This window comes from Colwellia sp. Arc7-D (assembly GCF_003061515.1).
Classification (GTDB): domain Bacteria; phylum Pseudomonadota; class Gammaproteobacteria; order Enterobacterales; family Alteromonadaceae; genus Cognaticolwellia.
In genome coordinates, this window is sequence record NZ_CP028924.1 from 719,053 (window position 1) to 732,122 (window position 13,070).

Below are 13,070 nucleotides of genomic sequence, written 5' to 3' on the forward strand. Positions count from 1 at the left end.
TAAGTTAATTGGTCGGCGGCTCAAAATAAACAACAAACCAAGTTGAGAAATTATGCTGATAAATTTCTTATTTATTTTTCACAAAAAAGTAAAAAGACTTAATTTCATTAAATGATTAAAACTGATTTTTAGCTTTAATTATGGTTGCCACTTTACTATATCAAAACAGCAGTAAATAACTATTTATATCCGCTTAATTAGCCATTTAAAATCGATATTGCCAGCGGATCCCTACAACGAATACTTAAGATATATAAGTATTTTAATTTCTAGTTATTTTAAGCTTAGATTGGTCTTTTTCTGTCGGTATCTCGTAGTGTTATTAAAGATGTTTACAATATTATTAAGACTAGAAAATTTATGATATTACTGATGAGTGAAGAATCAAGAATTATAGAAATGGCGTGGGAAGACCGTACCCCTTTTGAGGCAATTGAGCTGCAGTTTAATATGAATGAATCTGAGGTTATTAAATTTATGCGAAGTCGTTTAAAAGCCAATAGTTTTAAATTGTGGCGAAAAAGAGTGTCAGGTCGATCTACAAAACACCTGCAATTACGGAGTGAAAACGTCACAAGAGGCTATTGCCCAACACAATATAAACAGCGTTGATTAAGCATACGCTGATCGATTTTAAAAGTTAATTACCGAACTTTTGATGGTAAACATATAATTATTTATTATTAGACTTAGAGTATTAAAACTACCTGCATAGTCTCAGTTAGTTTTATTGCTAAGCTGATGATCATTGAAAGGTTTTTAAATAATACTGGTTTCTACCGTTCTCTTTTGCTTCATATAAATATTCATCTGCGATTTTAACTAAATTATCGCTAGAAACTTTCGCATTGGCAGATTTTAATACCGCACCAATTGATAAGGCTGTTTTTACATCTTTCCCGCTATTTTTTAAGTTTAAGGTCGCAACCGTTAACACCATATCAAAACAGGTTTGTTCAAGCTTTTCACTACTGATACCGTAGAGTATGAGTGCAAATTCATCACCTCCTATGCGAAAACCAATGTCTTCAGCACGGCGGCATTTTGTCTCGATAACTTCCGATAATTTAACTAAAACGTCATCACCTACATCATGACCAAATGTGTCGTTAATGGTTTTAAAATTATCAGCATCTATTAATATTAAACCTAAGGTTGCATTGTCTCGAGTTGCTATCGCGTTTAATCGTTCTATTTCTTCTTGAAAAGATCTTTTATTGTGGAGTTTAGTTAATCCATCCGTTATCGATTCGTTATATAACCTATTAATCAGAAGGTAGTTTTGATAAAGCATCTTTTGACCTAATAGGTTAATCGTTAGGCAAATTCCAGACACGAACAGTAATATTATCAGCATAAATATTAAGTCTGCTATTTGATGATTTAAATGGAAATTCACCACTGAAAATACGGATAAAATAATTGCAGTTGCTACCACTGCTGGCTTGATTGCAATTATTAAGAGTAAACAGCCAAACATTAATATCAGTACGAGGCCAAGTTCAGAAAATTGAAAAGTGTAAACTTCAGATAGATAATAAATGAAGGTGTGATTTAAGCCACTTCCGACATAAACCATTAACATTATTAATGAATTCGAACGAATTGAAAGAGGAGGGTAATACCAATAAACAATATTTAAATATATTAACGGCAATACAACGAGTATTAGACGTGTTGTAAGGGTTAGTGAGTAAATCTCACTGGGGAATTTTATGACGTCCATTACAGCGAATGCGGTATACAAAATTAATGAAACTAGCAAAGCCCAGCGTCTGATACCTAGGCACTGAGTCATTAAAAAATGTAAAAAGTTGTCTTCACTTTTTACATTTTCGTTCAAATTTTTTATTTCTTTGTTCATATAAGTACTTTATTCGATAATACGAGAAGGCGTGGTTTTAGTTTTATGCAAAAATTTAATATCGCTCAAAATTTAAAGTAAACCACCGTGATAATTGCTCATTCGAGTATGAACTTTCTTGCTGAACTCTATGTTGTTAGCCTAGTCACTTAATCATCAACTATCAACGGTAATTTAAACATAACAATATTAGCGTTGAATTCAAAATGTAGTGCTCACCATCCTTGATAGTAAACCATCATATTAACAGACCGTATATTTGGGGTTTTTATTACAATATTTAACATATTAAATATGTGCTTAACAATGAAGTAATAAATAAAGTAATAAATGCTGCTGCCTTTTTGCATTTATTATAAACATTATTAGTCAACGACTGAAAAGTAATGCAAAATAGTATGTCGCTATTACTCCCTTCAAAGACAATGTTAATTACTGACATACGTTTGATATGTTTTTGCTAAAGACTAGCATGTTAACTGAGCCTTTAAGCCTATTGGATAGATATTATGAATTTAGATAAATCAACAAAACGCATTGCTAAAAAAGTTAAAAATGGCTTTCAAGGATATCCACAAATAACGCTAGCTTATTTTGGAGAGTCAGAAAGTTGTGCAACAAAAGTGGTGGTCAGTTTTGTATTAGAGGAAGGTGCTGACGCTCAAGAAGAGAAATTTTTAAGCGAAAGTGATGTTCGTAAAGATGAAACGATTCAGACAACCATCGTAAAAATTATTGAGCGAGCTGAAGCGAAAACAGTGATAGAAGTCGCGGGAGTCGCAAAAATTAATTGATATCAGTTTTATGATCAGTAAAAGATCACCCACGCTCAATTACTCGTAATAATACTAATTTTGACTTTTATGCATATTTTAGATTGATTATGGTTAATTTAGTCTCTATATTTGCCGCACTTTCACTCAACCAATGTCCCTACTCATGAATGTTTTTAAACAACCATTAACTGTAAGCGCAGTTATGGCAATGTCTAGTACATTTTTAAATGATGTTTCTGCTTTTGAAAACGGCGAAATGCAAACTGATAATATTGCTGCTGAAACGTCAGATACAGGGTTTTCTGGTCGTATTCGTGTGGGCTACATTTCAATTGATAATGAGGTTGAAGCGCGTATGCAAAGTTCTGCTATCGGCGCAGAGCTTAATTATAGCAGTGCAAGTTGGCAAGGTCTTACTGCCAACGGTAGCTTATATACCACACAAAAAATATTCCACGATGATGAAGGTAGCTTTTTTGGCTCTGATGGCGACGGTTATGCCGTTTTAGGACAAGCCTACCTAAAAGCAAACATTGAAAATACTGAAGTTAAACTCGGCCGTTTTGGTTTTGACTCGCCTTATGTTGACATGAACGATGTGCGTATGGTGCCGAATAGCTTTACCGGCATTTTAGTGACTAATGCCGATATTACCGATACCACGGTATATGCTGCGCATTTAACTGACTGGATCAGTGTAGATAGCGAAAAACCAGAAGACTTTATTGATCTACTAGGTAGTGATAGCGTTAACGTATTAGGTGTTGTTTATCAGGGAATTGACCATGTTGAGCTACAAACATGGTATTACAATGCCAAAGACTTAGCCGACTTTTTCTATGTTGATGCTACCGTTGAGTTTGATAACATTACCTTAGGTGCTCAATTTGGTAAGCAATCAGACAGCAGTGATAATAATAGCGGCCCTGATGGTGACGTATATGGCATTATGGCCAGTTATACATTGAATGACTTTACATTTAAATCCTCGTATAACCATGTGTCGGGTACTATTATCAATGGCTTTGGTGGCGGTCCTTTTTATTCCAATGCGGCAGATCACACTATATCGGGTGTACTCGATCAAGATGCCTTGGCAGTTGGTGTTGATTACAGTGGTTTTGATAACATCACGTTGGGATTATTAAATGTTGCTTTTGACAAAGGTGCTGACGAAATAGACTTATTTTTCAGCTATGATTTTGGTAATAACATGGTATTTGATTTTATTTATCACCATATACATGACGATGGAAAAATGGTTTTAGCTATGTTTAATGTTGGCTTTTAATTATTTTTTAAGTGTTTTTAAAGTAACTCAATAAAGTAGTGCTTACATATAGCGCTACTCCACCTTTTTAATATGCGTGAGTTTATTTACTCACAGGTAAGGTTACTCAGTAACATCATATTGATTATGTTATTATCTTAATTAATTGCTTTACAGAATATTCCATCATTTTATTGCCATGACAAACCTTACTGCTTGTTTTACGCCTTTTTCTCAGTCTATTGACAATACTGTGCTGCCAGAAAAATTTACCTTCCCATTTTATTACCAACCACAGCCCATTGCCATTGCCGCTGCTTTGCAGTTACAGCAACAGCTTGAACAGCTGCCTATTAGCTATTCTGAAGCTTTTACAGAAACTAAAGCTGAACAAGTTAGTACAGGTAAAATGTTTGGTGTTTTAGTGGTAAAAAGTAGCCAAGATAACATCGGCTTTCTCAGTGCCTACTCTGGTCAACTCGACCTTGATGTAAATATGATTAAATTTGTACCTGCAGTGTCTAATATGCAATTGCAAGATTCAGCGTTTTTAACTGAAAACAGCATTATTAACAATATTAATGCTGAAATAACGGTTTTGGAAAATAGCCAGCAGCTTAGCCGTATTAGCGAAAACCTAAATGATGCCACAATAGCCTATCAGCAAGCATTATCATCCCAGCAAAATCAAATTGTGTTGAACCGTCAACAAAGAAAGCAACGACGTACAGTCGCTTCTGAGCAACTAACAGACAAAGATGCTGAGCGCTTAAGTATTGAGTTAGCAGGGCAAAGTATTCAAGAAAAAAAGCAGCTACAAGCACTTAAGCAAAGCGGTCAAAAAAATCTTGAATCATTACACCAAGCCTTAACTGACATTACAGATGAAATTGATAAGTTAAAGAAGCTGCGAAAATCACGTTCGAAAAATTTACAAAAAAAACTCTTCGCTCAATATGATTTTCTTAATGCTAACGGCGAAACGAAAGATTTAAACGCTATTTTTGCCGAATTACCTGAGCATACACCACCCGCAGGGGCAGGCGATTGCGCGGCACCTAAATTATTACAATATGCCTATCAACATAACTTAACGCCCATTGCGATGGCTGAGTTTTGGTGGGGCGCTGCACCTAAATCAGCTATTCGACAACACAAAAACTATTACCCATCTTGTTACAGCAAATGCCAACCCATTTTGACTCATATGCTTAAAGGCCTGAAAGTCGACGATAACCCATTATTAGTAAATCCTGCGCAGGGTAAAGATTTAACGATTGTTTACCAAGATAGCGATATGCTAGTGGTTAACAAACCTGCTGAGTTTTTATCGGTGCCAGGTAAAAATATTGAAGATTCGGTTTACATGCGCATTAAAACGCAATTTCCACAGGCGTCGGGGCCACTTATTGTGCATCGGTTAGATATGTCGACTTCTGGGTTATTAATCATAGCGCTTAATAAAAGAGCCCATAAAGCATTGCAAAAGCAGTTTATTGAACGCAGTATCGAGAAGCGTTATGTTGCATTGGTTTCTGGAAATGTTGTCGAAGATAATGGCACTATCGAATTACCATTAATACTAGACTTTGATGATAAGCCTCGGCAAATGGTGTGTTATGAGCGTGGTAAACACGCACTGACTACTTGGCGTGTGTTAGAGCGGAAAAACAACACCACACGATTACATTTGTTTCCTAAAACTGGGCGAACGCATCAGTTAAGAGTGCATTGTGCGCATAAGTTAGGGCTAAATATGCCGATTGTTGGCGATGATCATTATGGTTTAAAAGCCGAACGCTTACATTTGCATGCAGAATATTTGTCGTTATCGCATCCTATTAATCATTGCAAATTGGAGTTTGAAGTCGCTGCTGATTTTTAATGATTAGTGGCTCCTATTAAAATGTCGCATTGAATATAATTCGTCTCCTGTAACTGTCACAGGAGAACCACTTACGGCATTAAAGCTTCTTTCCTAACCTTTTTTCAATTTGTTTCTTTTCCCAATCAGCGCCAAAAAAACTGTATACCTCAAACACACTTATTCCATGAGAAACTACGCCAATACCCCAGCCAAATGCTGCCCACCAAGCCCAATAATAATCTGGGCTGGTAATAAAATTTACGATAAACAAACCAAGTATCACCATGCCATAATTAATAAGGTGACTATAAAAGCCTTTAATGTCTTTCACATGTTCAATAACACGGTTCTCTTCTTCGCTATATTTTTCTGAATTTTCCATTTTCTTTTCCTTTAGCAAATCTTCAAGTTCAATTTCAAAGACAGCGGCAAGAGATTTAAGTGATTCCAAACCAGCTTTCTGACCTCGCTCAATACGTTGAATGGTTCTGATATTTAAACCACTAAACTGGGCTAACTGCTCCTGAGACCAAGCTCTTTTAAGCCTTAACTTTCGGACGATCATATACTTCTCCTTGTTGCTGTTCGTATTGAATTATTAATTACTCGCTAAAATTTTTCTACGACTTTTACCTGACTTTAATGCGACAGTTATTTAAAATCAGTTACTTACACCATTATTTATTTAGGTGATGGTAATGCTTTTAAGTAGCCTAGCAGCGTCGTCAAACTCATAAACTTCTACTTTTGACATAATGTCTTTTAATTGCTGATGATAATCTTGCTGCTGGGTCATTGCTAATAATGATTGAATGGTTTCAATTGCGGCAACATCATAATTATCGACATCAAATTTTAATTGCTCAATAAGGGCTTTGCAGTCTGAAATGTTGAAAATAACATCATTAGGCTCTGGTGGGTTGAGTGCTGATAATGCTAATTGAATGCGTTTTAATTCATTTTGACACTGGCTTAAAATTAATGGTTTTATATTATGTTGTACGGCATTTCTTTCTAAAGTTTGGCAAAGTGTATAAAGGTTTGTAGCACCAATATTGCCAGCTACACCTTTAATAGTGTGAGCTAATTGCTCAATCTCAGCAAAGTTATTGTTAGCAAACGCACTTTCTAAAGGTGCTAATGCATGAGCATAGTTATTTTTAAATTTAAGCAGTAAGCGCAGATAAAGGCTTTTATTATTTTGTGCAATCGCTAAACCAGATTTTATGTCAATACCGTCAAGTTCAGGGATGATTATTTGCTCATTTTCATTTGCTGATAACAGCGCTTTATTGGCGTTTAAGTGATGAAGTTTTTTCTGTGAAGCAGGAACAACCCATCGTGCTAATTTGATAAACAATTCTTGGGTATTAATGGGCTTACCAATATGCTCATTCATGCCCGAGGCTAATGCTTTTTCACGATCGCCGGCCATTACGTTAGCGGTCATAGCGATAATAGGTAAATCAACAAAACGAGGGTTCTGACGAAGTTCGCGTGTGGTTGTGTAGCCGTCTTTCACTGGCATTTGGCAATCCATTAATACACCGTCGAAGTGTTCTTGATTAAGTTGCGCCAGTGCTTGTTGCCCATTGTTGCTAATAACCACTTTAATACCGTTGCTAGTGAGTAATTCTGTTGCTAGCTCCTGATTTATTTCGTTATCTTCTACTACTAATAACTTTATACCTTGTAAAGACTCGATGGCAGATAATGAGTCGCGCTCAATTTGCTCATAACTTTCTTTTCTCAAGTTTTCTTTACCTAGTGTCACCAGTAGGTTATCAAGTAAGTTAGAAGTCGTTATTGGCTTACAAATTACTGAGTATTTAGCATCGTTTGCCAGAGTAGGGATTAACATTTTTCGTTTATTGGGGAGAATATGCAAGATTGGTAATTCAGCATGATTATCTCTAATTAACTTTAATTCGCCACAGTATTGATTGTCGCTACAATTTATCAGATCAATGAGTATTGCATCAAAGCCACCAAGTTGTGGCTGTGTTAAGTCAGTTAATAGTTCACTGGTAGAGCTATAGTTTTTTATTGCAAAGCCAAAAGAATTTAAGATCCGCTGTAAAATTACCTGATAAACGCTATTGTCAGTGACCAAAGCAATTTTTAAATCATTTAGTGACGTTAAACTAGATGATTTAGTATTAAGTTCATTTGTCGGTTGGCTTTGATAAGTGAGGGTGAAATGGAATTTACTACCAATATGCGCTTCGCTTTCTAGCCATATTTCACCGCCTAATAGTTCAACAAGCTGTTTACATATTGCTAAGCCTAAACCTGTACCGCCATATTTTCGGGTGGTTGATGCATCAGCCTGGCTAAATGACTGAAAAAGTTTTTCTTGTTGTGCGGCACTCATGCCTATGCCGGTATCACAAACTGAAAATTGTAGAGTTACGTTGTTTTTATGTTTTTTGATACACGACACATTAATTTTTATTTCGCCATGATCAGTAAACTTAGCGGCATTACTGCCAAGGTTGGTTAATATTTGCCCAAGGCGCAATGGGTCACCAATAAGATTAAGTGGCACATCTTGCTCTACGTCAAATATCAACTCAGTTTGTGTTTCGTTGAGTTTATCGACCAATAAATTATTTAAATTATCGAGCGCGTCATCCAAACAGAAAGGGATTGATTCGATCTCAATTTTGTTCGCTTCAATTTTTGAGAAGTCTAGAATGTCGTTAACAATACCTAATAATGACTCAGCAGCAATATTAACTTTTGCGATATAATTCTGTTGTTCTGGAGTTAAATTTGTTTTCAATGCTAACGCAGACATACCAATAATGGCGTTCATTGGGGTACGAATTTCATGTGACATATTAGCTAAGAAATTAGATTTAGCTTTTACGGCATCTTCTGCCAGCGACTTAGCATCTGCAAGGGTTTCTTCTGCCATTTTTTGTTCGCTGATATCAACAAATGTACCTAATAAACCACCTGCCGAGTCATCAGCTTTCTCAAAGCTTTTTACCCAATACATAGTGGTATGCTCTAAACCATCACCATAAATCATGGGTATTTCTTTTCGTATCATACCCTTTGAGGCAATAATTTCGGTGTCTTCAGTCTGATAAGCTATCCGATCTGCCATCGGTAAAAAGTCAAGTTCGAGTACTGTTTTTCCAATAATGTCTTCTCTTTTAACATTAAAGGTTTGTTCATATGCTTTATTTACGTTAGTAAATGTTGAATCTGGCGCTTTAACAAATATTGGGTAAGGAATAGTGTCAGCCAATGCTTGTTGAAATAAAATATGCTCTGCTAATTCAGCATCATGGAGTTTACGTTCAGTAATATCGCGAATAATAGCAACGATAAAACGTTCATTATGCATATCAAGAACACTCACGGTGACTTCAGCTGCGAACTCATAGCCACTCTTGTGCTTACCTGTTAGCTCCAATAATTGTTTTTCTGGGGAAGGTTCATGCAGTATTTTGTCAAAAACATGCAAGCTTGTTTCTTCAGGTAACAAACAATCAATTTTCTGACCAATAAGCTCAGACTTTTCATAACCAAACATAGTTAAAACTTGTGAATTAACTAAGTTGTGCACTCGATGTTTATCTAACATTAAAATAGCATCGGGTGCTGACTCCATTAAAGCAGCAAACTGAGCTTGAACTGCATTTCTTTGCGTAATATCGATTAACGTTAAACGTACTTCAGTTAATTGCTCTTCTTCATTATAAACAGGAAGCGCTGACAACATGGTGTCTATGGTTTTTGTATCACTAATATTAACCGGAATTTCATTGGCTAATGGGTGAGATTTCGTTTGAAATATTTTGTGTACGTAATGTGATGGGTCAACAAAACTTTGCCAATTTAAAGAGGTAAAGGTTTCACGAGGGCGCTCAAACATTTGTGCAAACGCAAGGTTATGTTTAATAAACATACCTTGAGCATTTAATGTCGCATAAGCAACGGGTGCGTGTTCATATAGTTCCCATAGTGCTCGTTCACGTTGATGTAATTCAGCTGTACGTTTTACGACGAGCTGCTCCAGCTCTTCTTTTGAGCGTCGCATATACTTTGTTGAACGCTGTCCAACAGAGATAGTAAATATGTTGGCGATTAGCGTTAATAATAGAGTAATAAAGGCAATGAACATTAACTTGTTTCGAAGTATGTTCACCTCTAATAAGGCTTCGTTTACATCAACTTCTGTTGCAATACCAAACCCATACTGGTTGTCCCACAGCCAAGCGCCAAAAACGTTTACACCTCTATAGTCGTTATACCCGATAACATTACTGGTTATTTTATTGTTAGTAATTAGGGTAATGTTGTCTGAACGAGCACTATTAACTAAGTGATTTGCCATAAATGTGAACGGTAATTGTTGTAAGTCAAAGGTCGCATCAGGGTTGTCTATTACGTTAACTTTTGGCACTTTAAGTGTGATCAGTTGTTTGTTTTTACTGAATATTTGTAAGTAATTAATTGATGTGAACTCGTTTTCAAAGCGACTTTTAGTCAGCATTTTTCCTTGTTTAGTTACTAAGTAGCTGTCACCAGAGTTGCCAATACGACCTTGTTGCATAATATTAGATATTTGGCCGCTAGGTTGAATTCGCATAGATAAAGCGGCAATCACTTGATTATTCTCATCCGTTATCGGTGTGATCATATACATACTGTATAGATCAATGGCTTTAGTCGTACTATTCAACAAGTCCAAAGCATTCGACTTTATTGGTGGCACAAAATGACTTTCTCCCGTAAAAACAGCGGCAATTATCTCAGGATGTTGTTGGGCTATTAAGCTGATTTTATCTAAGTTTTCGTTACGGTTTGAACCAATATTGATATGTTCTGAACTGATAATTGAAAAATCTTTTCCCTCAATACTACTTTGGCTAATATATTGACGTATTTTTATTGTCGACTTTGAGGTTTTCATTGCTTGGTTTAACGCTGACTGCAGGTGTAATTCTTTGGTGAGTTCTATGACAGTGTTACTTTTAGCTATTTTTTTTAATTGCCTTTCTTGCTCACTTATCCAGTCATTGAGGCGAGTTTTTGTTGCTTCTACGACAAACTCTAGATTTTTTTGCACGTTGGCGCGGGTGTTCTCTTCATTGTCTTGCAAGGTTAAGTAAATAACACTAAAAATAATAGCGATATTCAAGGCCGATATTGAATGCACTATAAAAGGAAATTTCCTCGATGCCATAAATGCGGCAATACGTTGCTGGCTAATTAATTTAGGTAAAAGTAAGGTAGAAAAAATTAACAATAATGATACTAAGGTCATCATGAAAATTAGTGATGTACTGTCTGCGTCATTACTTTGATCTGAAGAAAAGTTGATTAACGCATCTTCAAGTAATAAATTTTCGGGGATGAAAGGCGAATCGATCATGCCTAACTGATGATAAATCTCGCTAATTTTTTCCATACGAGTACGGGCAATTGAACCTAGCGGGATAAATTTAGCTAAAATAATCTTTCTAATCTCATTGGCTTCAAATGTTAGGTGAGCATGAGACTTATCTTGGCTATTATATTTCTTTTCAATCAAATCAATGATTTCAGCTTGATGGTTAATCGCATATTGCCAACCTTTAATGGTCGCTTGGCGAATCGCTTGAACCCGTTGAGGATTATTTTTTACTTCTAATTCACTGGTGAAGAGATTATCACCATAAAAATCAATGCCATAATCTCTAGGGCTGATGGTTAATATGTCTATATCAGCTTCTTTGAATTGAAAGGGCTCATTGGTGTTATATATTAATATAGCATCAGTTTCCCCACGGGTTAATGCGCCGAAATGGTCACTTTGTTTTTGCCATACAAAAGCCGACATATCTTGCTCTGCTTGCATCAACATGGCTGTGATGGGGGCGAAATTTTTCCATTCTTTATCCACCATAATGCGCTTACCAATAAGATCAAATGGGCTACCAATGCCAGAAGATCGCAGTGTTGCAATAATGGTGGGAGAGTGTTGAAATATTTGCGCAACGATAACTACAGGTTTACCGTTATTTTTTGCCACGATTAAACTCGAATCATTGATACCATAATCCGCTTTGCCTTCGACAATATAGTCTTCAATAGACCCTATTTTATCGCGTTCTCTCAACTCGACATCTAAGCCAAGTTCTTGATAAAAACCTTGTTCCTTTGCCGCGTAATAGCCAGCATATTGAAATTGATGATACCAATTAAATTGAATTGATACTTTATCGAGTTCTTGTCCTAAGCTTTGGCGAGAAATTAATAAAGTTAAGATACAACTTAACAACATTAAGACATTTTTATTACGAAAATAATTCAACATATTATGTACGTTCAGCCCATTGCTTTATGATCTTTGCCAACTGTGCAACACCATCGGTAAGTGCCGCAGGACCAGGTTGTAAAATATCTGTTGAGTTTATCTCAAAAATATCACCATTTTTTATTGCTGGGATCGTTTGCCAACCAACTCTTGAGGTGACTTTTTCTTCATCAAACTTACGCCCACACCATGAAGCAATGTAAATATCGGGTTGTTTGGCTATTACCTCGCTGGCATCTGCCACAATACGATTTTTTGCTAAAGATTGAGTCGAAAACTCTTGATAACAATCTATGCCACCGGCAATTTCTATTAATTCGCTCACCCAACCAATGCCAGTAATAATAGGATCAAACCATTCTTCAAAATATACTTTTGGATGTTTAGGCAATTGTTCAGCTTGTTGCTTAACTTTTCGTAAATTGTCTTGCATGTCTGCGACGAGTTTATCACCTTTAGCTGGCTGCCCAATTAAAGCTGATACGGTGCGAATCATCTGTAAAATTTCACTGATACTGCGATGATTAAAACAATGAACTTGTATTCCTTCTTTAATTAAATCGGCAACGATATCAGCCTGCATATCTGAAAATGCCAAGACTAAATCAGGCTTAAGCGATAGGATTTTTTCCGTTCTGGCGGTAATGTAAGCACTTACTTTGGTTTTTTCTTTTCGTGCACGTTCAGGGCGCATGGTGTAAGCCGAAATGCCAACAATACGATGATCTTCTTCCATAAGGTAAAGTGCTTCGGTGGTTTCTTCGGTTAAACAAATAATGCGCTCTGGCCATTTAGGTTCAGGAACTAAAATCATGCATTTTCCTTGTTACTTACGGTAGTGTTTTGTTTTATTGGTATTATATTGACATGCAATCGTTGCTATTGCATTTGATGAGTTTTACTTTATCAAAAACCACGCAGCAATGATTGGTTTTTTAGTGGTTGTAACAACTCGTGTTTTAAACAAGGTTGTTTCA

General features: G+C 36.1%; 8 protein-coding genes. 4 read left to right on the plus strand and 4 right to left on the minus strand.

Annotated elements, in window-relative coordinates; all coding sequences use genetic code 11:
* Nucleotides 1–360 precede the first annotated feature (360 nt).
* A complete protein-coding gene (locus tag DBO93_RS03105) occupies nt 361–612 on the plus strand; it encodes a TIGR03643 family protein (RefSeq protein ID WP_108455018.1) in 252 nt (83 codons plus the stop codon).
* Nucleotides 613–745: 133 nt separating this feature from the next.
* Here the strand turns inward: DBO93_RS03105 and DBO93_RS03110 are convergent, their stop codons facing one another.
* A complete protein-coding gene (locus tag DBO93_RS03110; RefSeq protein WP_108455019.1) occupies nt 746–1,864 on the minus strand; it encodes a GGDEF domain-containing protein in 1,119 nt (372 codons plus the stop codon).
* A gap of 509 nt (nt 1,865–2,373) precedes the next feature.
* Here DBO93_RS03110 and DBO93_RS03115 point away from each other — a divergent pair.
* The 3 genes from DBO93_RS03115 to DBO93_RS03125 all read left to right on the plus strand — a co-directional run bounded on the left by DBO93_RS03115 (nt 2,374) and on the right by DBO93_RS03125 (nt 5,795).
* Entirely contained in the window at nt 2,374–2,658 is a 285-nt protein-coding gene (locus tag DBO93_RS03115) for a hypothetical protein (RefSeq protein ID WP_108455020.1), read from the plus strand.
* 145 nt (nt 2,659–2,803) lie between these two features.
* Entirely contained in the window at nt 2,804–3,931 is a 1,128-nt protein-coding gene (locus tag DBO93_RS03120; RefSeq protein WP_204100643.1) for an OprD family outer membrane porin, read from the plus strand.
* A gap of 178 nt (nt 3,932–4,109) precedes the next feature.
* Nucleotides 4,110–5,795 (plus strand): RluA family pseudouridine synthase, encoded by a 1,686-nt coding sequence (locus DBO93_RS03125; RefSeq protein ID WP_108455022.1) that lies wholly within the window; start codon nt 4,110–4,112, stop codon nt 5,793–5,795.
* Between the two features lie 79 nt (nt 5,796–5,874).
* On the opposite strand, the gene DBO93_RS03130 is transcribed toward DBO93_RS03125, so the two are convergent.
* From DBO93_RS03130 to DBO93_RS03140, 3 genes are all read right to left on the minus strand, one after another.
* Entirely contained in the window at nt 5,875–6,342 is a 468-nt protein-coding gene (locus tag DBO93_RS03130) for a 2TM domain-containing protein (protein ID WP_108455023.1), read from the minus strand.
* Between the two features lie 120 nt (nt 6,343–6,462).
* On the minus strand, nt 6,463–12,093 hold the full coding sequence (locus DBO93_RS03135; protein WP_108455024.1) for an ABC transporter substrate-binding protein: 5,631 nt from the start codon (nt 12,091–12,093) through the stop codon (nt 6,463–6,465).
* Between the two features lies 1 nt (nt 12,094).
* Nucleotides 12,095–12,907, minus strand: coding sequence for a cobalamin-binding protein (locus DBO93_RS03140; RefSeq protein WP_108455025.1), 813 nt, complete (start codon nt 12,905–12,907; stop codon nt 12,095–12,097).
* Between the last annotated feature and the right edge of the window lie 163 nt (nt 12,908–13,070).

Coding starts and splice junctions, on each gene's coding strand:
- DBO93_RS03125 (WP_108455022.1), top strand. CDS start 4,110: ATGACAAACCTTACTGCTTGTTTTACGCCTTTTTCTCAGTCTATTGAC.
- DBO93_RS03105 (WP_108455018.1), top strand. CDS start 361: ATGATATTACTGATGAGTGAAGAATCAAGAATTATAGAAATGGCGTGG.
- DBO93_RS03135 (WP_108455024.1), bottom strand. CDS start 12,093: ATGTTGAATTATTTTCGTAATAAAAATGTCTTAATGTTGTTAAGTTGT.
- DBO93_RS03130 (WP_108455023.1), bottom strand. CDS start 6,342: ATGATCGTCCGAAAGTTAAGGCTTAAAAGAGCTTGGTCTCAGGAGCAG.
- DBO93_RS03120 (WP_204100643.1), top strand. CDS start 2,804: ATGAATGTTTTTAAACAACCATTAACTGTAAGCGCAGTTATGGCAATG.
- DBO93_RS03115 (WP_108455020.1), top strand. CDS start 2,374: ATGAATTTAGATAAATCAACAAAACGCATTGCTAAAAAAGTTAAAAAT.
- DBO93_RS03140 (WP_108455025.1), bottom strand. CDS start 12,907: ATGATTTTAGTTCCTGAACCTAAATGGCCAGAGCGCATTATTTGTTTA.
- DBO93_RS03110 (WP_108455019.1), bottom strand. CDS start 1,864: ATGAACAAAGAAATAAAAAATTTGAACGAAAATGTAAAAAGTGAAGAC.